This window comes from Billgrantia ethanolica (assembly GCF_021404305.1).
Lineage (GTDB): Bacteria > Pseudomonadota > Gammaproteobacteria > Pseudomonadales > Halomonadaceae > Halomonas > Halomonas ethanolica.
This window is the reverse complement of record NZ_JABFTX010000001.1, coordinates 308,643-334,178: the sequence shown is the minus strand read 5'-3', so window position 1 is coordinate 334,178 and position 25,536 is coordinate 308,643. Positions and strand designations below refer to the sequence as shown.

22 protein-coding genes are annotated in these 25,536 nt (G+C 65.8%); 10 read left to right on the top strand and 12 right to left on the bottom strand.

Going from position 1 to position 25,536, the window contains the following annotated elements; all coding sequences use genetic code 11:
• Window position 1: 1 nt before the first annotated feature.
• From HOP53_RS01530 to HOP53_RS01510, 5 genes are read right to left on the bottom strand one after another with little or no spacing between them, the layout of a single operon-like run.
• The gene (locus HOP53_RS01530; RefSeq protein ID WP_234268374.1) at window positions 2-757 is read right to left on the bottom strand and encodes an energy transducer TonB; all 756 of its coding nucleotides are present in this window, start codon (window positions 755-757) and stop codon (window positions 2-4) included.
• A complete protein-coding gene (locus tag HOP53_RS01525) occupies window positions 754-1,161 on the bottom strand; it encodes an ExbD/TolR family protein (protein WP_234250975.1) in 408 nt (135 codons plus the stop codon). Before HOP53_RS01525 ends, HOP53_RS01530 begins: the two co-directional genes overlap by 4 nt.
• Entirely contained in the window at window positions 1,154-1,702 is a 549-nt protein-coding gene (locus HOP53_RS01520) for a MotA/TolQ/ExbB proton channel family protein (protein ID WP_191224191.1), read from the bottom strand. Before HOP53_RS01520 ends, HOP53_RS01525 begins: the two co-directional genes overlap by 8 nt.
• The gene (locus HOP53_RS01515) at window positions 1,686-3,065 is read right to left on the bottom strand and encodes a MotA/TolQ/ExbB proton channel family protein (RefSeq protein WP_234268373.1); all 1,380 of its coding nucleotides are present in this window, start codon (window positions 3,063-3,065) and stop codon (window positions 1,686-1,688) included. The genes HOP53_RS01520 and HOP53_RS01515 overlap by 17 nt, the downstream gene beginning before the upstream one ends.
• Window positions 3,062-3,835 carry a DUF3450 domain-containing protein gene (locus HOP53_RS01510; RefSeq protein ID WP_234268372.1) on the bottom strand — a complete coding sequence of 258 codons (774 nt, stop codon included), beginning with the start codon at window positions 3,833-3,835 and terminating at the stop codon, window positions 3,062-3,064. Before HOP53_RS01510 ends, HOP53_RS01515 begins: the two co-directional genes overlap by 4 nt.
• A 254-nt stretch (window positions 3,836-4,089) precedes the next feature.
• Between HOP53_RS01510 and HOP53_RS01505 the strand changes: the two genes are divergently transcribed.
• Window positions 4,090-4,986, top strand: coding sequence for an ABC transporter substrate-binding protein (locus HOP53_RS01505; RefSeq protein ID WP_234268371.1), 897 nt, complete (start codon window positions 4,090-4,092; stop codon window positions 4,984-4,986).
• A gap of 35 nt (window positions 4,987-5,021) precedes the next feature.
• Here the strand turns inward: HOP53_RS01505 and fhuF are convergent, their stop codons facing one another.
• Entirely contained in the window at window positions 5,022-5,801 is a 780-nt protein-coding gene (gene fhuF, locus HOP53_RS01500; RefSeq protein WP_234268370.1) for a siderophore-iron reductase FhuF, read from the bottom strand.
• Between the two features lie 46 nt (window positions 5,802-5,847).
• Window positions 5,848-7,833, bottom strand: coding sequence for a Fe(3+)-hydroxamate ABC transporter permease FhuB (fhuB, locus tag HOP53_RS01495; protein ID WP_234269674.1), 1,986 nt, complete (start codon window positions 7,831-7,833; stop codon window positions 5,848-5,850).
• Window positions 7,834-8,031: 198 nt separating this feature from the next.
• Between fhuB and HOP53_RS01490 the strand changes: the two genes are divergently transcribed.
• From HOP53_RS01490 to HOP53_RS01455, 8 genes are all read left to right on the top strand, one after another.
• A complete protein-coding gene (locus HOP53_RS01490) occupies window positions 8,032-10,128 on the top strand; it encodes a TonB-dependent receptor (RefSeq protein ID WP_234268369.1) in 2,097 nt (698 codons plus the stop codon).
• Between the two features lie 161 nt (window positions 10,129-10,289).
• Window positions 10,290-11,492, top strand: coding sequence for an MFS transporter (locus HOP53_RS01485; RefSeq protein WP_234268368.1), 1,203 nt, complete (start codon window positions 10,290-10,292; stop codon window positions 11,490-11,492).
• A gap of 94 nt (window positions 11,493-11,586) precedes the next feature.
• Complete coding sequence (locus HOP53_RS01480; protein WP_234268367.1) at window positions 11,587-13,332, top strand: IucA/IucC family protein; 1,746 nt, start codon at window positions 11,587-11,589, stop codon at window positions 13,330-13,332.
• Entirely contained in the window at window positions 13,329-14,228 is a 900-nt protein-coding gene (locus HOP53_RS01475) for a GNAT family N-acetyltransferase (protein WP_234268366.1), read from the top strand. The genes HOP53_RS01480 and HOP53_RS01475 overlap by 4 nt, the downstream gene beginning before the upstream one ends.
• Window positions 14,228-16,039, top strand: coding sequence for an IucA/IucC family protein (locus HOP53_RS01470; protein WP_234268365.1), 1,812 nt, complete (start codon window positions 14,228-14,230; stop codon window positions 16,037-16,039). Before HOP53_RS01475 ends, HOP53_RS01470 begins: the two co-directional genes overlap by 1 nt.
• Window positions 16,032-17,339 (top strand): lysine N(6)-hydroxylase/L-ornithine N(5)-oxygenase family protein, encoded by a 1,308-nt coding sequence (locus HOP53_RS01465; RefSeq protein ID WP_234268364.1) that lies wholly within the window; start codon window positions 16,032-16,034, stop codon window positions 17,337-17,339. The genes HOP53_RS01470 and HOP53_RS01465 overlap by 8 nt, the downstream gene beginning before the upstream one ends.
• A gap of 160 nt (window positions 17,340-17,499) precedes the next feature.
• Window positions 17,500-17,904, top strand: coding sequence for a hypothetical protein (locus HOP53_RS01460; RefSeq protein ID WP_234268363.1), 405 nt, complete (start codon window positions 17,500-17,502; stop codon window positions 17,902-17,904).
• 26 nt (window positions 17,905-17,930) lie between these two features.
• Window positions 17,931-18,698, top strand: a complete 768-nt coding sequence (locus HOP53_RS01455) for an ATP-binding cassette domain-containing protein (protein WP_234268362.1) — start codon at window positions 17,931-17,933, stop codon at window positions 18,696-18,698.
• Between the two features lie 122 nt (window positions 18,699-18,820).
• Here the strand turns inward: HOP53_RS01455 and HOP53_RS01450 are convergent, their stop codons facing one another.
• The 3 genes from HOP53_RS01450 to HOP53_RS01440 all read right to left on the bottom strand — a co-directional run bounded on the left by HOP53_RS01450 (window position 18,821) and on the right by HOP53_RS01440 (window position 21,303).
• Complete coding sequence (locus HOP53_RS01450; RefSeq protein WP_234268361.1) at window positions 18,821-19,432, bottom strand: superoxide dismutase; 612 nt, start codon at window positions 19,430-19,432, stop codon at window positions 18,821-18,823.
• A 181-nt stretch (window positions 19,433-19,613) separates the two neighbouring features.
• Window positions 19,614-20,540 carry an electron transfer flavoprotein subunit alpha/FixB family protein gene (locus HOP53_RS01445; RefSeq protein ID WP_234268360.1) on the bottom strand — a complete coding sequence of 309 codons (927 nt, stop codon included), beginning with the start codon at window positions 20,538-20,540 and terminating at the stop codon, window positions 19,614-19,616.
• 13 nt (window positions 20,541-20,553) lie between these two features.
• Window positions 20,554-21,303, bottom strand: coding sequence for an electron transfer flavoprotein subunit beta/FixA family protein (locus HOP53_RS01440; protein WP_234268359.1), 750 nt, complete (start codon window positions 21,301-21,303; stop codon window positions 20,554-20,556).
• Between the two features lie 374 nt (window positions 21,304-21,677).
• Here HOP53_RS01440 and HOP53_RS01435 point away from each other — a divergent pair, with 374 nt between their 5' ends.
• Complete coding sequence (locus HOP53_RS01435; protein WP_234268358.1) at window positions 21,678-23,348, top strand: electron transfer flavoprotein-ubiquinone oxidoreductase; 1,671 nt, start codon at window positions 21,678-21,680, stop codon at window positions 23,346-23,348.
• Window positions 23,349-23,437: 89 nt separating this feature from the next.
• Here the strand turns inward: HOP53_RS01435 and HOP53_RS01430 are convergent, their stop codons facing one another.
• Both HOP53_RS01430 and HOP53_RS01425 read right to left on the bottom strand, forming a co-directional pair.
• On the bottom strand, window positions 23,438-24,526 hold the full coding sequence (locus HOP53_RS01430; protein WP_234268357.1) for a DegT/DnrJ/EryC1/StrS family aminotransferase: 1,089 nt from the start codon (window positions 24,524-24,526) through the stop codon (window positions 23,438-23,440).
• A 10-nt stretch (window positions 24,527-24,536) separates the two neighbouring features.
• A complete protein-coding gene (locus tag HOP53_RS01425) occupies window positions 24,537-25,514 on the bottom strand; it encodes a Gfo/Idh/MocA family oxidoreductase (protein WP_234268356.1) in 978 nt (325 codons plus the stop codon).
• Window positions 25,515-25,536 lie beyond the last annotated feature (22 nt).

Genomic DNA, 25,536 nt, shown 5'->3' with positions numbered 1-25,536 from the left:
CTTACCTCAGCTGGAACTCGAGACGTTGCCGCGCCCGGCGCACACCGCTGGCCGGCTCGAACTGCCAGCGCGCCACGGCCTGCTCGGCAGCCGAATCGAAGACATTACGCGGCTGCGACTCGACCACGCGGATCGACGAACGGTCGACGCTGCCGTCTGGACGGATCAGGAACTGCAGCTCCACATGCCCTTCCAACCCTCGACGCTGGGCGCGTGATGGATATTCCGGCGGCACGCGGCTGGTCGGCGCTATTTCACCCACGTCCACCGGACCCGACTCGGCAGGCGCCGCCTGCTCGGTGACTGGCCCCTCCTGCGCAGCGCTGGGCGCTGCCGCAGGCGCTGGGGCCGGCTGTGGCGCAGGGGCCGGCTCGAGCTGGGGCCGCGGTTCCGGTTTCGGCTCAGGCGGCGGTTCGGGCTGCGCCTCGGCAAGCTCGGGTAGCGTGGCGTCGAGCTCTACCGGCTCCATGGGCTCCGGCGGCAGCTCCGGCTCCGGCATGGCGATCGAACTCTCCAGCGGCGGCAGCGGCTCCGGCTGCGGAGGTGGAGTGGCCTCTACTTGCGGGGGCGGTGGCTCGGCACTGGGCTCGATCGTCTCCTCCTGCACCGGCTCCGGCGCCTCGACCATGCTCATGGTCATGCTGACATCGACGACGTCGAACTCCTCCTCCGGCGGTGCCACCAGCAGTGCCAGCAGCCAGAACAGCAGCAACGCCAGGGCCACCCCGCCAAGCGAAGAGAGAGGGATGCGCGTCACGACCGACTCCGACTGGCGGCGACGGCCACCTGCTCCACGCCGGCCTCGCGAATGCGGTCCATCACCTCGATCAACAGGCCGGTGGTGGAGTCGCGGTCGGCCTGGATCACCACCGAGCCCTCTTCGCTCACCAGCCCGGCCACCTCGTTACCCACGCGGTGCAGATCCACCGCACGGCCATCGACCCACACCGCCCCTTCGGGCGTGATGGCGACCATCACCTGGGCATCGGGCCGCGGTGTGGCGGCGCTGGATTCCGGCCGCTCAATCTCCACCCCACTCTCCTTGATGAAGCTGGTGGTGACGATGAAGAAGATCAGCATGATGAAGACGACGTCCAGCATCGGGGTCAGGTTGACCTCGCTGGCCTCGCCGTCGTCGGCGCCAACTCGGCGTCTACGCATCGGTATCCTCCACGGCACGGGCCAGACGGTCGTGCAGCCGCTGGTCCTCGCGTCGAATGATCTGCTCGAGGCGGCTGGTGAACAGCAGCCCCACCACCGCCACCGCCATGCCGGTCAAAGTCGGCAGGGTTGCGCGGGCCACGCCATCGGCCATGGCGCGGGCCTGGCTGGTATCGGTCATCGCCAGGCTGTCGAACACGGCGATCATGCCGGTCACGGTGCCCAGCAGACCCAGCAGCGGGCACAGCGCCACCAGCAGCTTGAGCCACGGCAGCGGACGGCGCAGGCGTCCGATCAGCTCGCGCGCCCAGACCTCGCGCAGGGTCAGGGCGCTCCAGCTCAGGTGGTCCTGGCGCGCCGCCCAGCGTGCAATAAGGGCGCGTCTGGCCCGGCGGTAGGTGAGGCGGAAATACCACACCCGCTCCAATGCCAGGCTGAACAGCAGCATCGCCACCAGGGCGATGACCACCAGCACCACGCCACCGGCCTCGACCAGACGCTGGAGCGGTTCAAGGCCCCCTGTCTCAAGCCAAGGCGGCATCGCGGCGTGCGCTCCCGGTCGCGACATCGGGTCCGTGGGGGCGCTGTTCGAGCTGCTCGGCCAGGGCGGCGCTGGCCTGCCCCTCGACCAGGCCCGCCAGATGGCGGCTGCGCCCGGCCAGGGCGGTGTGGGCGAACAGCAGCGGTACGGCGGTGATCAGTCCCAGCACCGTGGTCACCAGTGCCTGGCTGATGCCGCCGGCCATCAGCTGCGGGTCGCCGGTGCCGAACACGGTGATCGCCTGGAAGGTCACGATCATGCCGGTAACGGTGCCCAGCAGACCCAGCAGCGGCGCCACTGCCGCCAGCAGCTTGACCAGCGGCTGGCCACGCTCCAGGCGCGGCAGCTCGGCCAGCACCGCTTCGTCGAGGCGCGCCTCGAGCGCCTCCGGCACGGGATCGTCGCGCAGTGCGCGGAAGCGCAGCAGCACACGCCCGAGCGGGTTGTCCTCGCGCAGCGTGGTGAGGTCGCGCAGCTGGCGGCGCATGGCCAGCGTCACTTTCAGCAGGTAAGCGTACTGCAGCAGGGCGACCAGCAGGCCAAGAGCGCCGAGCCCCACTACCACGTAGCCGACCGCCCCGCCCTGGTGGAAGCGTTCGACCAGACTCGGCCGCTGGGCCAGCGCCGCCATGACCTGACCACGGGTAGGGTCGAAGGTCAGCGAGCGCGACTCACCGGCATGGAACGCGGCCAGGCTGGCGGCCACTTCCCGCGGGGTGCGCTCGACTACCGACAGGGCCTGGTCGTCGGCACCGCGACGCAGCAGATGTCCCTCGGTGAAGGCAGTGAAGTCGCCCAGCCGGATCACCTCACGCGGCGCGATCACACCATCGGCAGCAGCCACCGGCGCCTCGAAGCGAACCACCCGGGCGGTATCGGCGGTCAGCGCCACCAGGCGGTCGGCGAACTCCTCGAGATGGGCGAGCTCGAGCACCTCGGCATCGTCGAGCCGCGACGGCAGCCCCGCACCCCGCACGACCAGCCAGCTATCGGCCAGGCTGTCGCGCAGCTCACCGCTGTGCTGCTGCAGTGAAGCCAGGATCGCCGCCAAGTCGTCTCCCTGCTCCTGCTGACGCGCTTCGAGCTCGGCCTGCCGTTGGCTCAGCACCTCGGCTTCAGCCTGTAGCTCAGTATTGCGCGTCTCGGCCTGCGCATGGGCGGCACGGGCCTCCTCGAGCGCGGTTTCCAGGGCGCCCCGATCCTCCAGCAGCTCGGCCAGGCGCGCCTGGTCGCGGGCCTCGGCGGCCTCACGCTCGGCGCGCAGAGTAGTCAGCGGCTCGGACTGAGCCATGACCGGAGCTGTCAGAAAGAGGGCGATCAGCAAGCCGGCCGTGAAAGAGAACGAGTGGCACAAGGTCTTCATGCGTCGCCCTCCGGAGCCCGTTCGAGCGGCTGCGAAACCGGCAGCGTAAGCAGTTCCGGCGCCCGGCGGTCGCGAGCGATACGCAAGCCGTTGCGAACCTCGCGGCGCTGAGCCTCGTTCAGCGGTGCCCAACTGCCGCTGTCGGCCTGCCAGACGCGCCCGGCGCGTCCATCCGGGGTCAGGTAATAGAAGCCCACGCGTCCCAGCCGCAGGTAATCCACCTCGCGGCGCGAGTCGCCCTCGCCGAGATAGCCGCGCCAGGCATCGACCTCACGACCGTAATCGAGCTCAGCGCGCCACGCCGAGACGATCCGCTCCCATCGCTCGGCGCCGGACAGTGCCTCGCCCTGAGAGCGCAGGCTGGCGACCCGCGCCAGCCGCTCTTCGCGCAGGAACGGCATGTCGCCATCGACCCACTGCTCAAGCCGCTCGATCAGACGCTCCTCCAGCACCGGCAAGGCTTCACGGGTCTCCGCCAGGGTATCGATTGCCACCTCACGGCGATCCAGCGTCTCGGCCAGGCGCTCGTTGCGCGGTGCGAGTTCGGCGTTCTCACGCGTCAGGCGGCGCTCGGCGCGCTCCAGCTCGCGCAGCTCCTCGAGCATGGCGCGGGTCTCGTCATCGGCGGCGTCGATGCGCACCTGAAGCTCGGCCTGGCTGCGCTGAGCCTCGCGCGACTCTTGATATAACGCAGAGTCGGCGGACGCCGAGGCGACCAAGCCCAACCCGAGCACAGCCCCCCAGAGGCATGGATGGCGAAACGGTCTCACGTGCTAACTCCCGGCTGAACGGCGTGACACAGAGAAGCGCTGATACTGCATGAAAAACGCTCAGACGCTTCCAGCAAAGCGCATGACGATGCCATAAATGATAACAGTTATCAATATTGTTGCGAGCACCTCTTTCCCTGCAGATCACTACTCGGTGGAAGACAGAATGCGCGCGAATGGTTTTTAATAACAATTTTCAATCGCTTTCCACAGGCGACGCGACAGCCCAACACCAAGCAAAGGAATGGCTTTGCATGACCCTCAAGACACATATTGCCTGGTTGGCGTCGGCAATGCTCGGCTCGACCCTGCCGGCACTGGCCTGTGCCCAGCCCCATGACGATACCGCCGCCGCGGCAGCCGGTGCCAACGCAGGCCTTGTCGCTCTCGACTGGACTCTGGCCGAAACGCTGGTCGCTCTGGACATACCTCCCGACGGAGTCGCTCAGGTAAGCGACTACCACAGTTGGGTCGGCGAGCCTCGACTACCGGGAAGCGTCATGGATATCGGGCTTCGCTCACAGCCCAATGTCGAACTGCTGGCTCAGCTCGACCCCGCGCACATTCTCATCTCCCCGATGTTCGGCTACCTGGCGCCTCGACTCGAGAGGATCGGCACGGTCGATACATGGGCGATTTACACACCTCAGGGCGCTACCTGGAGTCAGGTTCTTCACCTCACTCGCGAGCTTGGCGCCGCTTACGGTCGCCAGGATGAAGCCGAAGCGTTGATTGCCGCCACCGAGGCACGCTTCGAGACCCTACGCCAGACGCTACCGGACGACACCTCCCCCTTGCTGGTCGTTCAGTTCATGGACGAACGGCATGTACGGGTCTTCGGTGAGCACGGTCTGTTCCAGGCCGTGATGGACCGCCTGGGCCTGGAGAATGCCTGGCAGGGCGAGACCAACACCTGGGGCTTCAGTCTCGTCGGTCTCGAACGACTGCTCGACCTCGACGCACAACTCGTCGTGGTCGAGCCCTACCCCATCGGGGTAGAGGACAAGCTTAGCCGCAGTGCGCTATGGCAGCATTTACCCAGCGTGCGTGACGGCAGCATGATCACGCTACCGCCGGTCTGGAGCTTTGGCGCCTTGCCCTCGGCGCAGCGCTTCGCCGAGCTGCTCGCTGGCGCGCTCGCCGATTCCTAGATGCTATCCCGAAAGGCACCCGACGCTCCCGATGCTCACCGCAGCCGCTTATTGGGGCGGTGCTCGGGCTTCAACGGGCAGCCGCCGCACAGCGGCTCGCCTGGCAGGCGATACTTGACGCAACACAACCGCCGCACCCGAGCCGGTGCTTCACCGCTCAGCTCGAGGTAGCGCACCGGCTGGAAGAGCGGGTTGCGCCGTCCGTCGGCAAACGTCTTGGTGTCGAGAAAGCGCAGCAACGGCTCCCCGGCCGCGATGAAGAAGGGATGTCGTGAGCACAGCTGCCCCACGTATTCCACGTAGTGGCCCAGATTGCTCCAGAACACCTTAGGCGAAAGCCCCGAGCGCTCGGCCAGCGTCTCGATCAGAGGCGTACAAAAATCATCGAACAGCGTCGCGAAGCGGGTCTCGAAGCAAAGTGACGTCAGGGAAGCGCCGCCATCACGCAGCCACAGGCGAGTTGCCTCGCCCCGGCCGCCTAGCTCGACGCACAGTTGTTCCGGACTCACCGGCAGCTCACGCCCCAACAGCAGATTGGCCACCAGGGCCGGTATCGAGACCAGGCTGAAGAGATACTTCGACCAGACCGACGCTGCCGCCATACGATCTGCCCCCTCACCGAAACTGGCCGTATAGCGTGCCAACAGCTCATCGAGTGTTGCCCGATCGAGCAACGCACTGCCAGGCAGCGTGGCCACCACCGGTGGACCGAACCCCGGGGCCTTGAGACTATCCAGGGGCGGCTGACGATAGAGCGCCAGTAGCGCCTCGACCGGATCCGCCTGGCGAGTGACGAGCTCGACTACGTGCGTCATGCGTATCTCCTGTAACCATCCCCTATCCACTGGGCATCGATACCCCTCACAGCCTCCGCAGCCCCCACATGAAGTAGGCGCCGCCGATCAGCGAGGCAACCAGCCCGGCGGGAATTTCATAAGGGAAAATGATCTGACTGCCCACCCAGTCGGCCAGCACCATCAGCAGCATGCCTACCAGTGCCGCCCCCAGCAGATGCTGGCGCGCCCGGGACAGTCCCAGCAGCCTGGCCATATGCGGCGCCAGCAACCCGACGAAAGAGAGCGGCCCCACCACCAGGGTCGCGCAGGCGGTCAGCAGGGCCACCAGCAGCAGCAACACCAAGCGAGCGCGATTGAGAGCAATGCCCAATGCCTGAGTCGTGGGCGCCCCCAGGGGCAGGATGTCCAGCCAGCGGGTCAGCGGCAGGGTGAACAACGTCAGCAGCGCAGCCAGGGTCCCTACCACCAGGGCGCCGGTGAGATCGACGTAGTAGGTGGAGCCCGCCAGCCAGGCGATCACCTGCTGCCCGCGCGGATCGCCACCTGCCAGCATCACGCTGCGCACCGCATCGAACAGCGCCGTTACCGCCACCCCGGTGAGCAGCAGACGCTCGGGCACGAAGCCGCTGCGACGATTGAGTACCACCAGAATCAGCAGCGTGGCAAAGGCCCCCAGGGTGCCGATGCCGACCAGCACACCGCTGGTCGGCGCCGGCAGCAGGAAGATCCCCAGGATCAGGGCAATCGCACAGCCGCCGCTGATGCCCAGCACCTCGGGGCTGGCCATGGGATTGGCGGAGAGCCGCTGCAGAAGCGTACCGGCCACCGCCAGCATCAGGCCGCTGGCTGCCGCCGCCAGCACCCGGGGCATGCGCCACTGCATCACGCCCCAGTGATCCGGCGACAGCCAGTACCAGCCATTCACCCCCTGTCCCAGCAGCAGGCCCAGGGCGGCAGCCAACAGTAGACCGATGGCCAGGCGAGAGGCCAGACGCCCGGGTGCGGGATGTCGGCTGGCCAGCACGGCCGGCGGTTGTGGCGCCCGGTTACCCTGCAGCTTCAGGCGCGTGATCAACCACAGCAGCAGCGGCGCACCCAGGGCACCGGTCACCGCGCCGGTGGGAATCAGCATCGGCAACGTGCCGGCAAGGCTCTGCAGCAGCAGATCGGTAGTGGCCAGCAGCACCGCCCCCAGCAGCGTGCCCCACACCAGCCGCTCGCCGAGACGCCGCGCCCCGGCCAGGCGCACGATATTGGGCGCTACCAGACCGATGAAGCCGATGACCCCCACCACACTGACGATGCTGCCGGTGATGAACACCGCCAGCCCCATGCCAGCGAAGCGCAGATAGGTAAGCGACACCCCCAAGCTCCTGGCGCTGGCATCGTCCAGCTCCAGCACCGCCAGAGGGCGCAGCAACAACCAGGCCGCCACAGCGGCGATGGCCAGCCGCGGCCAGAGGATCGCCACGCCGTCCCAACCGTTCTGGGCCAGCGACCCGGCTCCCCAGATCAGCAGCCCCGACAGCGCCTCGTGATTGAACAACAGCAATGCCGTGGCCAGTGCGCCCAGGTAGAGATTCACCACCAGCCCGGCCAACACCACCACGATCGGTGCCAAGCCCCGCCGCCAGGCCAGCATGAACACCAGGCCCACCGCCAGTCCGCCGCCAGCCAGCGCCACCCATTCGCGTCCAATGGCCAGCAACCCAGGCGCCATCAGGGTGGCCGTCATCAGCGCCAGATTGGCCCCGGAAGCCACGCCCAGCGTAGTGGGCGATGCCAGCGGGTTGCGCAGCACCTGCTGCATCAGGGCCCCGGCCAACGCCAACCCAGCGCCGGCCAGTAGTGCAACCGAGAGTCGCGGCCACCAGGCGTAGTGCAACAGCAGTTGGTCGATATCCTCGAACGAAGGCGACCACAGCGCCTGGAAGCCCAGCGCCATACCCCCCTGGGCCTCCAGCCCCAGCCAGAACAGCACCACCAGCGGCAGGCTCAGCAACCAGCAGGTCAGCGCCGGCATACCGCCGCGTATCGTGCGCCCCGTCATTTCCGCCTCTCCCGCGGCCCTTGCCGTACCCGGCGGCATCCTGTCGTCAGCCATGCGGCTCCTTGTGGCTCATCTTTGGCCCATCGATTCATCGGCCATCAACAAACGCTAACAATTATCATTGATATCTTTTTTGTGAATGATACTCTTTCCCATCCAACAGCACCACTACTCGAGTCTTCCAGGCAAGGGAACCCCATGAAGAAGCGCATAGCCCTCGGTTTCACCGTGGTTGCCGGCTCGGCGGCCATGACCGTTCACGCCCAAGAACACCAGGACACCATGGTGGTAGTGGGATCTCGCACTCCCACTCAGATCAGCCAGATACCCGGCGCGGTGTGGATAATCGAAAAGGAGGAGCTGCAGCAGCAGATCGAAGCCGGCGCCGATCTCAAGACCGCTCTGGGCAGGCTCGTGCCCAGCCTCGACATGGCCCCCGAGGGGCGCACCAACTATGGCCAGAACCTGCGCGGCCGCACCGTGCAGGTATTGATCGACGGCGTGTCGATGAACAGCTCTAGGGGCCTGTCTCGTCAATTCGACGCCATCGACCCCTTCAACATCGAACGCGTCGAGGTGCTCTCGGGAGCCAGCAGTCTCTATGGCGGCGGCGCCACCGGCGGCATCGTCAACATCATCACCCGCAAGGGTCGGGCCGGTGGGCCGGATTGGCGCACCGAGGTCGGGGTCACCACCGGCTTCAATCGCAGCAGCGATCTCGACAGGCGGATCGCTCAGTCGGTCAGCGGTGGCAACGAACGGGTGCAGGCCTATCTCGGCACCGCCTTCCAGGACAATGGCCGCCAGTTCGACGGTCGCGGCAACGAGATCTTCCCCGATCTCGCTCAGACCGACCTGCAGGACAACCGCAGCATCGACGTGCTGGGCAACCTCACCTTCCAACTGAATGACGCTCAAACCCTGGAACTCGCTGCCCAGCTCTACCGCTCGGGCTACGAGGGGGATCGTGGGGTCTACTTTCCCCATCTGGACGCCACCAGCCCCAGTCTGGAGGACGCCGAGATCCGTGACGGCTATCGTTCCGACCGCGACCCGGCCACCGATCGCAAGATGGTAAACCTGCAGTACCATCACGCCGACCTGCTGGGACAGAACTTCTATCTGCAGGCTTTCCATCGCGAGGAGGAAGCCAGCTTCCAGGCCTTCCCCTACCCGGTCGCCGGTGGCTCCGAGTTCCGCGCCTCCCAGCAGAACACCGAGCTCAGCGGCCTCAAGGCGCTGTTCGATGCACGACTGAACGAGCGTATCGGCCTCATCTACGGCCTGGATGTCGATCGCGAAAGCTTCGACGCCAGCCAGATGACCTTCGACAAGGCCGTATCCGACGCCACCGGCGGGCTGGTACAGGAGCAGGCCGGCATCGCACCACGCTATCCCGGCTACCGGGTCGACACTCTCGCCGCCTTCGCCCAGGTCGACTGGCAGGCGACCGATGCTCTCAAGCTATCGGCCGGTGTCAGGCGCCAGCACTCCGACGTCGAGGTCGACGACTTCAACGGCATTCCCGGCGGCGAGAACGACTACGACGCCACCCTGCTCAACGCCAGCGCGCTCCACGACTTCGGTAACGGCCACCAGAGCTGGCTGCGCTACAGCCAGGGATTCGAACTTCCCGATCCGGCCAAGTATTACGGCCGTCCCGGCATCAGCGTCGGCGGCAACCCGCTCTCCGCCATCGAGACCGACCAGGTCGAACTCGGCTGGCGTTACCAGGGCGGCGACTGGGTGGCCCAGGCGGCGGTCTACTACGCCTGGTCCGACAAGGCCCTGGAAATCAACAGCGGCGACCTGAGCGTCGACGTGGTCGACGACAGGAAGCGCGACTACGGTATCGAAGGTGCCCTGACCCGCTACTTCTCGGACGGCCTCGAAGTCGGCGGCACCCTGCACCTGGTGCGCTCGGAGCAGGAGAACGACGAGGGCGGATGGGAGAAGCGCGATGCCCGCTACGCCTCGCTCTCCTCGGCGACCGCCTTCGTCGGCTGGCGAGACCACGTCCATTCGGCCCGCCTGCAGGCCAACCACACCTTCGATCTGGAGGATGACGCCGAGCGCAAGATCGACGGCAACACCACCCTGGATCTGGCGCTCAGCCGACAGACCGACTTCGGCAAGTTCAGCCTCGGCGTGCAGAACCTGCTGGACGAGAGCTACTCCACGGTGTGGGGCCAGCGCGCGGCGATGTTCTATTCACCCTACTACGGTCCGGAATACCTCTACGACTACCAGGGCCGCGGGCGCACCTACAGCCTGACCTGGTCGATGGACTACTGACCCGTCTCATTGCGATGCCGTTCGCCCGCTCAAGCCCACTCTCGCAGTGGGCTTTTTCCTGCCCGCGAGCCAGCTCTCTTCACAAGCCGATACATTGTCGAGCTTGACGGCAATTGCTTAACTAATAACAATTCTCAATTGTATTTACCAAGGAGCCGATCATGCGCTTCCCTCCCCTGTGGCGAATCAGTGCCTGTGCGGCATTGCTCGGCCTCGGCCAGAACGGCCTGCTGGTCGCGCTGCCGGTGCTGGTGGAACGCTTCGGCCTGCCACTGTCGCAGTGGGCCGGTCTGATCCTGCTGGGTTCGATGCTGTTCCTGCTGGGCAGTCCCTTCTGGGGGCGGATCGCCGATCGTCACGGGGCACGCGGCGTGGTGATCCAGGCTCTGCTGGGCTACGTAACCAGCTTCGCCCTGATCGGCTTCGCTCTGTGGACGGCGGCCCACGGCTGGCTGAGCGACGGCGCGCTGCTGGCCCTGGTGGCGGCAGCACGGGTGCTGTACGGCCTGACGGTCTCGGGCATGGTGCCGGCCTGCCAGCAGTGGTCGCTGGCCTTGCATGGCGGCGAGGAGCGGGTCAAAGCGCTGGCCGCCATCAGCGCCGGACTCAGCAGCGGTCGCCTGCTTGGGCCGCTGATTGCCGCCGCCAGCCTGAGCCTTTCCGCCCATGCGCCCTTCGTGGTTATGCTGCTGTGCGGCATGCTGGCCCTGCTGCTGCTCCGGGGGATACCGGCCCCGACTCCCCAGCTCCCGCTTGCCGCCAGTCGAGCCGCTCGACTGCCACGCGGCACCCTTGATCTGCTGCCCTGCCTGGCCATTGCACTGCTGCTGGCGATGTCAGTATCGCTGATGCAGTTGGGCCTTCCCGGTGCCCTGCAGGGCAGGCTCGACATCGACGCCACCCGGGCCGGCCACCTGATGGGGATCCTGCTGTCGCTCGGTGCACTGTGTGCCCTGACCATCCAGTTGGGTATCACTCGTCACCGTCGACTGTCCGGCTATGCCCTGCTGGCCTTGGGGGCGCTGGGGCTGGTGACCGGTTACGGAGTGCTGACGATGGCCATCGGCCCGGCCAGTTTCGGCCTGGGCGTCATGATCGCCAGCGTCGGCGCCGCCCTGGCCGTGCCCGGATATACCGACGCCGCTACGCGTCAGCGCTCCCCGGGTGCCAGCGCCGGCTTGCTGGCCATGGCCCATACCCTGGGCTACGGCGCCGCGACACTGACGGTCAGCCTGGCCGCCGCCGCTCACCTGTTGCCGCTGTCGCTCGCCGCCGCCTGCGTCCTCGTGCTGTTCGTTCCCATGACCAGGAACCACTTCCGGATCATGCCGGCGACCTCGCGGGTCACGCCCACCCACGACTGACTCATGCCCAACATGCGGGCCGCAAGGAGCCACGACACGACACAAAGATCTAATGATTATCATTAGCCTTTTATTTATCAACACGGAGGTTCCCATGGCGACAACTACCGATGCCGCTCCCCTGAACGAGGTCGACCCAGCCGCGAGCTGCTTCTTCAATGCCCTGCTGCGCGAGACCCGCGCCTGGCGACTCGATACCACCGGCCACGGGGAAGTGGCGCGTCTGCCCATCACCGAAGGCGAGCTGCAACTGCGACTACGGCACCGCAGTGCCAGCGGCGAATGCCGCTTCCAGTGGCCCATCCTGTGGTGCAAGGAGGGTGCCTCCCAGACGGTCGATTTCGCCACCGCCCTGGAGCACATTCTGGCAACACCGGCCCTGGTGGGACCGCTCGACGCCACCGCCCGTCACACCTTCCGCGAGCGGGTACTGGAAAGTCGGGCCAATACCCGGGCCAGCCTCGATGACAGGGACGATCTCGCTCATCTGCAAAACGGCCCGCTGACCTTCGCCGAGGCGGAGCAGGGCCTGCTGGCCGGTCACGCCTTCCACCCTGCCCCCAAGTCCCGGGCCCCGTTCAGCGAGGCCGAGGCACGCGCTTTCTGCCCCGAGCACCGCGCCCGCTTCGGTCTCGCCTGGTGGGCGGTGGCTCCACCGCTCGCAGCCGGCGACTCCAGCCGCGACATCACCGCTGCCGACCTCGCCCTCGAGCTGCTGCCAGCGAACCTGGCCACCCGCCTGCCGCCCGGCTTCAGCGCCCTGCCCATGCATCCCTGGCAGGCACTGCAACTGCGCCGCCAAGCCTGGGTCCAGGCACAGGAGCGACGTGGTCAACTGCTGTGGCTTGGCAACAGCGCCGCGGAGTGGCTGCCGACCTCGTCGCACCGCTCACTCTACGCGCCCCGAGCCTCCTGGATGGTCAAGGGCTCGCTGTCGGCTCGCCTGACCAACTCGCTGCGCCTGCTCAGCCTCAAGGAGGTCCGACGCGGCCTGCATCTGGACCGCTGGATGCGCGAGCTCGGCGTGGCCCGGCGCTTTCCCGGTTTCGCCGTGATGCAGGAACCGGCCTGGCTGGGCTGGCTCGATGCCAAGGGTGACGTCGACCCCGCCAGCCTGGTGGTACTGCGCGAGAACCTGCTACTCGGGGCGGCGGAAACCGAGACAGTGGTACTGGCCACCTTGACGCAGCAGCCGCTCGGCCCCGGCCGCCAGACGCTGCTCGCAGCGCGCCTGCGTGCCAAGGCCCAGGCGCTGGGCGAGCCGCTGCCTCAGGTCGCACGCGGCTGGTTCGGTGCCTTTTGCGAACGCGTGCTGACACCCCTGTTCGGCCTCGCCGTGGAGGACGGTATCGTGCTGCTGGCCCATCAGCAGAACATCGTGCTACGGCTCGACGATGGCTGGCCGGTGGGCATGTTCTACCGCGACTGCCAGGGCAGCGGCGTGGGCGACCGCTTCCTCGAACGGCACCCGCAACTCGCGCCGCCGGAGAACCACTGGCCACAGGCTGCCCTGCGGCGCTACTTCCTCTACTACCTGCTGATCAACTCCACCTTTGCCGTCATCAGCGCCCTGGCGGCCGACGGCCTGGTCGACGAAGCCCTCGTGCTACGCGATCTGAGCGTCCATCTCGAAGGACTGCGCACACGGCTCGATGGCGATCTCGACTGCCTGGACCACGCCCTGCATGCCGCCCGGCTGGAGGTCAAAGGCAACTTCTTCTGCTACCTGAGCGGCGTCAACGAGGCCACCCTCGCCGAGCCGGCGCGCCTCTATCTGCCACTGGACAACCCCCTGGCGGCCACTACCGCCACCGCTCGCCACCAAGGAGTCCCGGCATGAGCATCACTCTAGACACCCCGCCACGTACCGACATCGTCCCGCTGCAGGACGCAGCCGCCCGTCTGGAGCGCGATACGACGACGGAATCGCTGATCGAGCGCATCGATGCCGCCTTCGCTCACCATCCCGAGCTGGCACTGCTGATCCTCGAGCCGGCCGCCTGGCAGGAGCATGCCGACTGGCCCCGGCTGGTCGAGGCACTCGGCGGTGGCCGCGTGCTGCGTGGAGATTTCTATCAACAACCCTGGGATTGGCTGAGGCATCCCCCCACCCGCCCTGAACAGACCCTCTTCGAGAGCGGTAACGGCCATCCCAGGCGTCCCGCCAAGCCCAGCGGCCTCGTCTATCGGCGCTCCGATCCACGCCTCGGGCGCACCTTCTCGCTGCGCCTGATCGAGCTCGATCGCGACCTCGAGCGCTTCGTGCAGTGGATGCACCTGCCGCGGGTCGCGGAGTTCTGGGAGCAGGCATGGCCCGCCAGCGAACTCGCCGACTTCATCGTGCAGCGACACGCCGACCCGCACACTCTGCCGCTGATCGGCGAGTTCGACGGCCGCCCCTTCGGCTATTTCGAGCTCTACTGGGCCGCCGAGGACCGACTCGCCCCCTATTACCCCTGGGCCTCCTTCGACCGCGGTCTGCACCTGCTGGTAGGCGAAGAGGACGTTCGCGGGGCCCGTTTCGTCGATGCCTGGCTGGGTGGGCTGTCCCACTACGCCTACCTCGCCGAGCCGCGCACCCGTCGCCTGGTGCTGGAACCACGCCACGATAATCACCGCCTGTTCCGCCACCTCGAGCGCCTGGGCCTGACACGGCTGCGCGACTTCGACTTCCCCCACAAGCGGGCCAGCCTAGTGATGGGGCAGCGTGAACGCTTCTTCCGGGAGGTGCTGTGATGGAGTCGCTCGATATCTGTCTGACGCCGCACTGGGAAACGGTCAATCGCGAGCTGATCGCCAAGATGATCGGTGAGCTGGCTTATGAGCAGGTCATCGTGCTGACCAACGACGGCGACCGCCAGCGGCTCGACCTGGGCGAGAGCGGGGTCTGGCGCTTTCAGGCCAGCCCCAATCTATGGCGACACCCCCGGGTCGACCCCTCCAGCCTGGAGCCCCCCGCCGGCGTCACCCTGGAAGCCACCGACTTTCTCCTCGCTCTGGCACCGCTGCTCGGCATGAACGACGCCCAGGTCGCCGAACATCTGGAGGACCTGTTCGCCACCCTTCGCGCCGACTGCCGGCTGCGCGAAGCCCGCCGCGGACTGAGCGCCGATAAGGCCATCCTGCTGCCCGAGCCGCAACGTCAACGCCTGCTCGACGGCCATCCCAAGTTTCTCTTCAACAAGGGCCGCCGCGGCTGGGGATTGGAGGCCCTGGCACGCTACGCCCCGGAGCATGGCAACGCCTTCCGCCTCGCCTGGGTGGCCATCGCCGCCGATGCCCTGGAGTGCGGTGGCGGCCCCATCGACGCCGCTCCCCTGCTCGACTCGGCGCTGGCCGAGTCGGAGAAGGCCCGGCTGTACCAGGCCCTCGCCCAGCGGGTGACTGCCCCTGCCAGCTATCGGCTGCTGCCGGTTCACCCCTGGCAGTGGCAGCAGTGGCTCGGCCCCCTGCACACCGCCGACATCGCCCACCGTCGCCTGGTCTACCTCGGCGAATTCGGCGACAGCTACGTGCCTCAGCAATCGCTGCGCACCCTGACCAACGTCAGCCGGCCAGCGGCCTACGACATCAAGCTGCCGCTGACCATCATGAACACCTCCTGCTATCGTGGCATTCCCGGCCGCTTTCTGCTCGCCGGCCCCGCCGCCTCGGCCTGGCTGAAGGCCCGGGCACACGACGACGAGGAATTCGCCCGCGTGAACCTGGAGATCCTCGCCGAGCCCGCAGGGGCCGTGCTGCCACATGAGCAGTATGCCCGCCTGCCGCAGTCGCCCTATCGCTACCGCGAGCTATTCGGGGTGATCTGGCGCGAGTCACTGGCACCACGACTGGCAGCCAACGAGCAGGCGCTGCTGATGGCCGAGCTGATGCAGGTCGACGAGCAGGGGCGCCCCTGGCTCGCCGCCTACCTGACGGCTGCCGGTGCTCACGCCCCTCAGGCTGCACAGGCCTGGCTCACTCGGATGTTCGAGGTCACCTTGGTGCCGCTGTGGCACCTGATGTGCCGCTACGGCGTGTCACTGATCGCCCACGGCCAGAATCTGACCCTGGTCCTGCGTGACGGCTGGCCCCACCGCCTGGCCCTCAAGGACTTTCAAGGCGACCTGCGGCTGGTCGACGAGGAATTCCCCGAGGCCCACGACCTGCCCGCCGAGCTCAAGAGCGTCACGGTGCGCCTGCCTCCGGAGAAGCTGATCCATGACCTGCAGACCGGGCATTTCGTCACTACCTTGCGCTTCATTGCCCCTCACGCCGCAGCCTGCGGGGTTTCGGAGACGTGCTTCTATCGCCTGTGTGGTGACGTGCTCGCCGCCTACCGGGATCGACATCCCGAGTTGGCCGAACGCTTCACCCGCTTCGAACTGTTCGCCCCGCGCATCCTGCGCCTGACGCTCAATCGCGCCAAGTTTCTGCATGCCACCGACGCGGCTGCGGAACGCATGCTCGCCGAGATGGAACTGCACGTCGACAACCCGCTGCACTTCGTCCGTCTGCCGGCCGATTCAGCCGGCGCCGCCAAGACACAGGAGGTGTCCCATGTCTGACTCCCACGTTCTCGACCTGGCCGGCCTGGGCGCCGGCCCCTTCAACCTGAGCATCGCCGCGCTGGCCGACTCTCATCTGCCACGGCTCGCCACGCGCTTCTTCGAGCGCCGCCGCGACCCGGCCTGGCACCCTGGGCTGATGCTTCCCGACACCCATCTACAGACCGGTTTTCTCAAGGACCTGGTCACCGCCGTGGCACCGGACAGCCGCCACTCCTTCCTGCGCTACCTGGTCGAGCACCACCGCTTCTACCGCTTCCTCAACGCCGAGCTGGGTACCGTCAGCCGCGCCGAATTTTCCGACTACCTGGGCTGGGCTGCCCGGCGTCTGGACAACGTCGCGCTCGGCGAGGAGGTACGCGAGGTGCGGCTCGATGCGCGCGGCTTTCGGCTGCGCACCGATGCCGACGACTACCGTGCCCGCCATCTCTGCCTGGGTACCGGCAAGCGCCCCTGGCTGCCGGACTTTGCCGAGGCGCTGCGTGGGCCCCACTGCCTGCACGCCGCCGAGATCGCCAGGAGCCGGCGTGACTTCAACGAACGCCGCGTGGTGGTGGTCGGCGGTGGCCAGAGCGGCGCCGACATCTTCCTCAATGCCCTGCGCGGCCATTGGGGCCAGCCGCGGGAGCTGCACTGGATCTCACGACGACGCAATTTCGAACCCCTCGATGAAACCGCCTTCACCAACGAGTACTTCACGCCGGACTACACGCGCAGCTTCCACGCGCTGCCCCGCGAGATCCGTGAGCGTGAGGTGGCGGCCCAAAAACTGGCCAGCGATGGCATCACCCCGGCCGTCCTGCAGACGCTTTACCGCGAGCTCTACCACCGCTTCGACGTGCTCGGCGAGCCCCGCTGGGCACGGCTCTTTCCTCACCGCGAGGCCATCGCCCTGGAGCGCAGTGGCCTCGGCTTCACCTTGACCACCACGCATGGGCTCAGCGGCGGGAAGGAACGCTTCAATGCCGATGTCATCGTTTTCGCCACCGGCTTCTGTTCCCACCTGCCGGACTGTCTCGCCGACCTGGCCCCGCGCCTGCAACGCGATGCCCATGGCGAGCTGGTGCTGGGTCCCCACTTCGAAGCGAGCTGGGACGGGCCTACTACGCACCGCATCTATGCGGTCAATGCCGGCCGTCACAGCCACGGCATCGCGGAGCCTCAGCTGTCACTGATGGCCTGGCGCTCGGCAACGATCCTCAACCATGTCGCCGGCCACCAGGCCTTCGACCTGCAGGAGGACAATGGCCCCATCGAATGGCACCCCACAGCCGAGCCACGCTGGGTCCAGGCGATCTGACACGTCTTGCCTGTGCCCCCGTTGGCTGCCGTTGCGGCCCGCTCGTGGCTGACGAGCGGGCCCAGACACGGTCAGGATCGACTGGCGGCCTGAGTTTGACATGGCACTGCCCATCGATCAAAATGCAAATCAATCTCATTGAGATTTTTTATGGTGCCCCATGACTGCGGAACGCTCCCAGCTCTACTACACGTGCGTCTTCCTGCACGTCTCCTTCCAGGCCGTGCACAACTCGGTGGCCACCTCACCGAAGCGGGATGACACGCCCTGTTGGCTGGATGCCCAGATGCTGCGCATGCTCCTCAGCGAACTGCAGCGCTGCCGCAGGGAGGCAGTGCCTTTCAAACAGGTCCTGCAGTCGCTGGACACTGCGGTTTATCACTGCGGCCTGCTGATGGCCCAGTGCCCTGCCGCTCTTGACCGCCAGCTCTGCCAGCACCATCTCGAAGCCATCATGGCTCCGCTCAAGGAAGCCATGGCTCAGCTCTCGGGTACTGCCGACAATGTTGCTACCAATCGAGCATCGTCACCGGGACAACGCCTTCGCAGCTGGCTGGGCTGGTAGTCGATTCTTCATGCAAGGAATCCAACATGCTAGAGGTCAAGGACGCCTGCTTCGAGGTCAACGGCAAACGCCTGCTCCAACCGGTGAGCCACGCCTTCTCGGAGGGCAAGGTCTACGGTTTGATCGGTCACAACGGGTCGGGCAAATCGACGCTGATCAAGCTGCTCGCCCAGCAGCAACCCGCCAGCCGGGGCCAAATCCTGCTCGATGGAAAACCACTCGAGAGCTGGGGACAGCGTGAGTTTGCCCGCCGAGTTGCCTATCTACCACAGCACCTGCCCAGCGCAGAAAACCTGATTGGCCGCGAGTTGATCGGCTTTGGTCGCTATCCCTGGCACGGCCTGCTGGGACGCCAATCGTCCACGGACAAGGCCGCCATAGAGCGGGCCATCGAACTCAGTCACACCGAGGCCTTTGCCGACCGCTTGGTGGATACGCTTTCGGGTGGCGAACGCCAGCGCGTATGGCTGGCCATGCTGCTGGCTCAAGAAAGCCGCTTCCTGCTGCTCGACGAGCCACTGGCGGCCCTGGACATCGCGCATCAAATGGAAGTGCTGAGCCTGATTCGTAAACTGTGCGACGAGCTCAGGCTGTGCGTGATCATCGTGCTGCACGACATCAACATGGCCTCGCGTTACTGCGACGAGCTGCTCGCCCTGCACAGCGGTCGGGTGCTGGCCCACGGCTCTCCCGAGCGCATCATGACCGGCTCCACGCTGGAAGCCATCTACGGCCTGCCGATGCAGGTCATGCCCCATCCCAGCGGCAGCCACCGCATCGCCGTGGCGCACTGAGTGGAATCGCGAACGTCTGCCAAGCGACATACGGCGGGACGAACCGTGGCCGCCTAACAACCGACCAACGAAAACGCCGCAGCCTGGGGCTGCGGCGCTGGTCTCGCGAAGTAAACCTGGGATCAAGAAGTGGCCTGCTGATAGCGATGCTCCACGTCTTCCCAATTGATCACATTGAAGAACTCGGCGATGTAGTCAGGACGCTTGTTCTGAAACTTCAGGTAGTAGGCGTGTTCCCACACGTCCAGGCCCAGCACTGGGGTGTTGCCGTTGGAAATGGGGCTGTCCTGGTTGAGGGTGTTCTCCACTACCAGCTTCTTATCCGGAGTTACGCTGAGCCAGGCCCAGCCGCTGCCGAAGCGTCCCAGGGCCGCCTTGGTGAAGGCATCCTTGAAGGCCTCGAAACCGCCCAGCTCGCTGTCGATGGCCTGGGCCACCTTGCCCTTGGGCTGGCCACCCCCGTTGGGCGACATCATCTGCCAGAACATGGTGTGGTTGGAGTGCCCACCGCCGTTGTTGATCACCGCTTGGCGCTTGTCGGCCGGCACGCGATCGAGATTGGCGAGCAGCTCATCGACCGGCATGTCTTCCAGGCCCGTTCCCTCCAGAGCGGCATTCAGGTTGTTGACGTAGGTCTGGTGGTGGCGAGAGTGGTGAATCTCCATCGTCAGCGCGTCGATGTGGGGTTCCAGCGCATCGTAGGCGTAGGGAAGGTCAGGCAGTGTATGCGGCATGTTTACTCCTCCATGAAAGCAGCGGATTCCGGGATATCCCCATGACTGCATCCACCAAGCATGGCAAAGAGTGAGCATTTACGCTAATAGGCAAGGCACAGATTTCCCTATAGACAATCCTGATCGAGCCGCAACGCAAAAAGCCGGCACATGGCCGGCTTTTCACCTTCACTGACGGTGCTTAGAGCTTGCTCTCGAGCTCCGGCAGGATCTCGAACAGGTCGCCCACCAGGCCGTAATCCGCGACCTGGAAAATCGGCGCCTCTTCGTCCTTGTTGATCGCCACGATCACCTTGGAGTCCTTCATGCCGGCCAGGTGCTGGATGGCCCCCGAGATGCCCACGGCAATGTAGAGCTCCGGCGCGACGATCTTTCCGGTCTGACCCACCTGCATGTCGTTGGGCACGAAGCCGGCGTCCACCGCCGCCCGCGAGGCCCCGATGGCGGCACCCAGCTTGTCGGCGATGCCGTCGAGCAGCTTGAAGTTCTCGCCGCTGCCCATGCCGCGCCCGCCGGAGATGACCACCTTGGCCGCCGCCAGTTCGGGACGGTCGCTCTGGGCCAGCTCCTGCTTGACGAAGCAGGACTGGCTGTTGTCGGCAACGATATCGACACTCTCGACGGCGGCACTGCCACCTTCAGCCACGGCATCGAAGCCGGTGCTGCGCACGGTGATCACCTTGAGGCTGTCGGCGCTTTTCACCGTGGCGATGGCGTTGCCGGCGTAGATCGGACGCTTGAAGGTGTCAGCGTCGACCACCTCGACGATCTCGGAGATCTGGCTGACGTCCTTCAACGCGGCCACCCGCGGCAGCACGTTCTTGCCGGTGGTGGTGGCAGCGGCCAGCACGTGGCTGTAGTCGCCGGCGAGTTCGACCAGCAGCGCGCCCATGGGCTCGGCCAGTTGGTGGGCGTAGACGGCGTTGTCGGCCACGCGGACCTTGCTCACGCCATCGAGCTTGGCGGCCGCCTCGGCCACGGCGCCGACGTTCTCGCCGGCGACCAGCACGTCGATGTCACCACCGATGGCCTTGGCTGCGGCAACCACATGGGCGGTGGCACCGGCGAGCTGGCCGTCATGATGTTCTGCTAAAACCAGGATGCTCATGCGATCGGCTCCCTCAAATCACTTTGGCTTCGTTCTTCAACTTGTCCACGAGCTCGTCGACGGAGCCCACCTTGATGCCGCCCTTGCGCTCGGCCGGTGATTCGACCTTTAGCAGCGTGAGCTTGCTGGCCACCTCGACGCCGAGGTCGGCCGGGCTCTTGACGTCCAGCGGCTTCTTCTTGGCCTTCATGATGTCGGGCAGCTTGGCATAGCGCGGCTCGTTCAAGCGCAGGTCGGTGGTGACGATGGCCGGCAGGGTCAGCTCGACGGTCTGCAGGCCGCCGTCGATCTCGCGGGTCACCTGGAGCTTGTCTCCCTCGACCACCACTTCCGAAGCGAAGGTGCCCTGAGGCAGCCCGGCCAGTGCGGCGAGCATCTGGCCGGTCTGGTTGTTGTCGGTGTCGATGGCCTGCTTGCCGAGAATGACCAGCCCGGGCTGCTCCTCTTCTACCACTTTGGCCAGCAGCTTGGCCGCGGCCAGCGACTCGACGCGCTCTTCGGTCTCGACATGAATGGCCCGGTCGGCGCCCAGCGCCAGCGCGGTGCGCAGCTGCTCCTGGGCGGCCTTGGGGCCGATGGTCACGGCGACGACCTCGGTGGCCACGCCTTTCTCTTTCAGCCGCACGGCCTCTTCCACAGCGATCTCGCAGAAGGGGTTCATGGCCATCTTGACGTTGGTGAGGTCGACGTCGGAGTGATCCGCCTTGACGCGAATCTTGACGTTGTAGTCGATGACGCGTTTGACCGCGACGAGTACTTTCATGGTGTCCTCGCTTGGTTCGATGGGTGAACCTTTTCGTTAGGGACTCGCTGACGCCCATGGCGTGCCGGGAAGATCAACGACTCCGCGATTCTGTCAGCAGGCCTACGCGCATTCCACAGCATGCCGTTTCATGCAAGCGTTTGATAGGTGCCGAATCAAAAAACCCTGCCAATGTGCCATAGCCTGGGCTTTGGCAACAATCCCCTTGCAACGGACCGAAGCGTGGAACGTAGCACATTGGCATCGTAGGGGTGTCCTGAGTCGTTTATTATGCCTATCATGAAGAATATCGAGAAGCAAACGACCGTTTTATTTTCCTTCGACGTTGGTGGCACATCCGCTCCGACGCCGAAGCCGAGGGAGGAGCGACTGGCATGTCTGAGCAAGTAGAACGCGATTCGATGGATTTCGACGTGGTGATCGTCGGCGCCGGCCCTTCCGGGCTGTCGGCCGCCTGCCGTCTGATGCAGCAGGCGGGCGAAGCCGGTCAGGAGCTGACCGTCTGCGTGGTGGAAAAGGGCTCCGAGGTAGGCGCCCACATTCTCTCGGGCGCCGTGTTCGAGCCCCGCGCGCTGGCCGAGCTGTTCCCCGACTGGGAAGAGCGTGGCGCCCCGCTGACCACCCCCGCCACCCGCGATGAGGTCTACCTGCTCAAGGATGCCGAAAAGGCGCAAAAGCTGCCCAATGCCCTGGTACCCAAGAGCATGCACAACACCGGCGGCGACATGAAGCGCTACGTGATCAGCGCCGGCAACCTTTGCCGCTGGCTGGCCGAGCAGGCCGAAGGGCTGGGCGTCGAGGTGTTCCCCGGCTTCGCCGCCCAGGAAGTGCTGCACGACGAGGACGGCACGGTACGCGGCATCCTCATCGGCGACATGGGCGTGGCCGCCGACGGCACCCCCAAGGACAGCTATACACCGGGAATGGAGCTGCGCGCCAAGTACACCCTGTTTGCCGAAGGCGCACGCGGCCATCTGGGCAAGGGCCTGATCTCGCGCTTCAAGCTCGACGCAGGCAAGGACCCTCAGCATTACGGCATCGGTCTCAAGGAGCTGTGGGACATCCCCGCCGAGCAGCACGAACCGGGATTGGTCCTGCATGGTTCAGGCTGGCCGTTGGCCAAGGACACCCACGGCGGCTGGTTCCTCTATCACGCCGAGAATAATCAGGTGGTGGTCGGCCTGATCATGGACCTCTCCTACCGCAACCCCTGGCTCTCGCCGTTCGACGAGTTCCAGCGCATGAAGCACCATCCGGTACTGGCCAAGCACCTGGAGGGCGGCAAGCGCGTGGCCTACGGCGCGCGGGCCATCACCAAGGGCGGCCTCAACTGTCTGCCGAAGATGACCTTCCCCGGCGGACTGTTGATCGGCTGCGACGCCGGCACGCTCAACTTCGCCAAGATCAAGGGTCTGCACACGGCGATGAAATCCGGCCTGGTGGCCGCCGAAGCGGTGTTCGAAGCGATCGCCGCCGGCGATGAGGGCGGCCGGGAGCTGACCGCCTTCAACGAGAAGTGGGAAGCGAGCTGGGCCTACGCCGAGCTCAAGGAAACCGCCAGCTTCGGTCCGGCGATCCACAAGTACGGCACCGTGGGCGGCGGCGCCTACAACTTCGTCAATCAGCTGCTGGGTGGCAAGCTGCCCAATCTGCACGACACCACTCCGGATCATGCCGCTCTCAAGCCGGCCGCCGAGTTCGACAAGATCGACTACCCCAAACCCGACGGCAAGCTCTCCTTCGACAAGCTCTCCTCGGTGTTCCTGTCCAACACCAACCACGAGGAGGATCAGCCGAGCCATCTGCAGCTGCTGGACCCGGAGCTCCCCATTCGCGAGAACCTGCCCAAGTACGCCGAGCCGGCTCAGCGCTACTGCCCGGCTGGGGTCTACGAAGTGGTCGAGGACGACGACGGCGAGCCGCGTTTCCAGATCAACTTCCAGAACTGCGTGCACTGCAAGACCTGCGACATCAAGGATCCTGCGCAGAACATCAGATGGGTGGCGCCGGAGGGCGGCGGTGGTCCCAACTATCCCAACATGTAACTGACGGCTCCACTACTGAGCTGCAGCCGACGAGAAGGGCGTGCCACACGGCACGCCCTTTTCTTTATGACTTTACCTGTCAAATCTCTTCAACCCAGCACTTTCACCAGCACCTCGACCACCTGCCGCTGCTGTTCCGCCTCGAGGTAGGGATGCATCGGCAGGCTCAGAACCTCCTGACACACCGTCTCGGTGACCGGCAAGCTGCAGTCGGGATCGGCCACGGCGGGCTGGTGGTTGAGCGGCAGAGGATAGTGCACCGCGGTGGGGATCCCGGCGTCAGCAAGCTTCGCCTGGACGTCGTCACGCCGCGGTACGCGAATGCTGTACTGCGCATGCACGCTGGTGTTGCCGGTCGCCAAGCAAGGCGCGTTGACGACGGCGGACTCGGCCAGCAACGCAGCGTAGCGCTCGGCCACCTGCTGTCGGAGCGTCACCTCCTCGTCGAACAGCTCGAGCTTGGCCAGCAGGATGGCAGCCTGGAGGGTATCCAGGCGACTGTTCATGCCAACCCGGGTGTGATGATAACGGCGCGCTTCGCCATGACGGGCAACGAGGCGCACCTGCTCGGCCAGCTCGACGTCGTCGGTGAACACCGCACCGCCGTCGCCGTAGGCGCCCAGCGGTTTGCTGGGGAAAAAGCTGGTGCAGGCAATATGCGACAGCCCGCAGGAGCGTCGTCCGTGACGGGTGGCGCCGAAGCTCTGCGCAGCATCCTCCACCACCGCCAGGCCATGCTGACGGGCCAGCGCCCCGATGGCTTCCATGTCGGCGCACTGGCCGAACATCGAGACCGGCATGATGGCACGGGTGCGCGGGGTGATCGCCGCCTCGACAGCCTCGGGATCGATCAGGTAGGTGTGGGGATCGATATCGACGAAGACCGGCCTGGCGCCGGCCAGCACCACGCTCTCGGCGCTGGCGATGAAGGTGAAGCCGGGTACGATCACTTCGTCCCCCGCTCCGATATCGAGTGCCATCAGAGCGATCTGCAGCGCATCGGTGCCGTTGGCACAGCCGATGCAGTGGGACACGCCGACATAGTCGGCCAGGCGACGCTCCAGCTCGACCACCTCCGGCCCCATGACGTAGCGGCCATGCGCCAGTACGCTCTGAATGGCAGCATCCAGTCGAGGTTTGATGCGCGCCTGCTGCGCGGCAAGATCGATGAAATTCACAGGCAGCCCCTCACCCCTGTGCCGCAGCACCGGCCGCACGGGCCGGGACGATACGGGAAAGCTGGGGATGGGCCTCGCCTTCGCTTGGTGCCTCCGGAGTCGCCTGGCCCAGCTGATAGACAGTCTCCAGGCAGTGCCGGACGGTCTCGATGCCGAAGCCGCGGCCGGAGAGGATCTCGCGGTAACTCACGGTGTGCAGGTCGGTGAAGCCGCTGGAGAACTCGAACTCCTCGCCGTCACAGCTGATGCTGCGGTAGGTGGAGTGCTGGCCACGCACGCGTTCGGGCAGATCCTCGGCGTCGATGGAGAGGAACCAGCGCACCTTGGCCTTCTCGTATTCGAGATAGCCGGCGGCCTTGTGCTCGTCATGGTAGTGCAGCACCATGCGCTTCAGCTCGCCGAAGATCACGTGCAGCATGTCGAAGAAGTGGATGCCGATTTCCGACATCACACCGAACGACTTGCGCGGATCGCCCTTCCAACTGGCCAGGTACCAGGGGCCCCGTGCAGTGATGTAGGTCAGCTCGACCTCATACTGGCCATTGCGCTCCTCGGCGATCACCTTGTCCCTGAGTTCGTGAATGGCCGGATGGTGGCGCAGCTGCATGATGCTGTAGATGTGACGCCCGGTCTCCTCTTCGACGCAGCGCAGTTCGTCGAGCTGGGCCGGGGTCGAGACCAGGGGCTTCTCGCAGATCACGTCACAGTCCAGATGAAGCCCGGCCGTGATGTGTGCGCTATGGAAGTGATTGGGTGAGCAGACCACCCAGTAGTCGACTGCCTTGTCGCGCTGACGCTTGAGCCGCCAAGCATGCTCGAGGAAATATTCGAACTGGGTAAAGAACGAGCAGTCGGTCGAAATCGAATCGATGATACCGACCGAATCGTTGATGTCGTACGCCGCCACCAGGTCATGTCCAGTATCCTTGATCGCCTGCATATGGCGAGGCGCGATGTACCCTGCAGCGCCGATGAGCGCAAAGTTCATATTGTTCTCTCCCTAGATTTCC

What these genes read in the sequence shown, in the direction of transcription:
- HOP53_RS01460 (WP_234268363.1), top strand. Translation starts at nt 17,500, where the DNA reads ATGACTGCGGAACGCTCCCAGCTCTACTACACGTGCGTCTTCCTGCAC.
- HOP53_RS01520 (WP_191224191.1), bottom strand. Translation starts at nt 1,702, where the DNA reads ATGCCGCCTTGGCTTGAGACAGGGGGCCTTGAACCGCTCCAGCGTCTG.
- HOP53_RS01505 (WP_234268371.1), top strand. Translation starts at nt 4,090, where the DNA reads ATGACCCTCAAGACACATATTGCCTGGTTGGCGTCGGCAATGCTCGGC.
- HOP53_RS01475 (WP_234268366.1), top strand. Translation starts at nt 13,329, where the DNA reads ATGAGCATCACTCTAGACACCCCGCCACGTACCGACATCGTCCCGCTG.
- HOP53_RS01465 (WP_234268364.1), top strand. Translation starts at nt 16,032, where the DNA reads ATGTCTGACTCCCACGTTCTCGACCTGGCCGGCCTGGGCGCCGGCCCC.
- HOP53_RS01485 (WP_234268368.1), top strand. Translation starts at nt 10,290, where the DNA reads ATGCGCTTCCCTCCCCTGTGGCGAATCAGTGCCTGTGCGGCATTGCTC.
- HOP53_RS01445 (WP_234268360.1), bottom strand. Translation starts at nt 20,540, where the DNA reads ATGAGCATCCTGGTTTTAGCAGAACATCATGACGGCCAGCTCGCCGGT.
- HOP53_RS01455 (WP_234268362.1), top strand. Translation starts at nt 17,931, where the DNA reads ATGCTAGAGGTCAAGGACGCCTGCTTCGAGGTCAACGGCAAACGCCTG.
- HOP53_RS01435 (WP_234268358.1), top strand. Translation starts at nt 21,678, where the DNA reads ATGTCTGAGCAAGTAGAACGCGATTCGATGGATTTCGACGTGGTGATC.
- HOP53_RS01440 (WP_234268359.1), bottom strand. Translation starts at nt 21,303, where the DNA reads ATGAAAGTACTCGTCGCGGTCAAACGCGTCATCGACTACAACGTCAAG.
- HOP53_RS01490 (WP_234268369.1), top strand. Translation starts at nt 8,032, where the DNA reads ATGAAGAAGCGCATAGCCCTCGGTTTCACCGTGGTTGCCGGCTCGGCG.
- HOP53_RS01425 (WP_234268356.1), bottom strand. Translation starts at nt 25,514, where the DNA reads ATGAACTTTGCGCTCATCGGCGCTGCAGGGTACATCGCGCCTCGCCAT.
- HOP53_RS01480 (WP_234268367.1), top strand. Translation starts at nt 11,587, where the DNA reads ATGGCGACAACTACCGATGCCGCTCCCCTGAACGAGGTCGACCCAGCC.
- HOP53_RS01515 (WP_234268373.1), bottom strand. Translation starts at nt 3,065, where the DNA reads ATGAAGACCTTGTGCCACTCGTTCTCTTTCACGGCCGGCTTGCTGATC.
- HOP53_RS01525 (WP_234250975.1), bottom strand. Translation starts at nt 1,161, where the DNA reads ATGCGTAGACGCCGAGTTGGCGCCGACGACGGCGAGGCCAGCGAGGTC.
- HOP53_RS01450 (WP_234268361.1), bottom strand. Translation starts at nt 19,432, where the DNA reads ATGCCGCATACACTGCCTGACCTTCCCTACGCCTACGATGCGCTGGAA.
- fhuF (WP_234268370.1), bottom strand. Translation starts at nt 5,801, where the DNA reads ATGACGCACGTAGTCGAGCTCGTCACTCGCCAGGCGGATCCGGTCGAG.
- HOP53_RS01470 (WP_234268365.1), top strand. Translation starts at nt 14,228, where the DNA reads ATGGAGTCGCTCGATATCTGTCTGACGCCGCACTGGGAAACGGTCAAT.
- fhuB (WP_234269674.1), bottom strand. Translation starts at nt 7,833, where the DNA reads ATGACGGGGCGCACGATACGCGGCGGTATGCCGGCGCTGACCTGCTGG.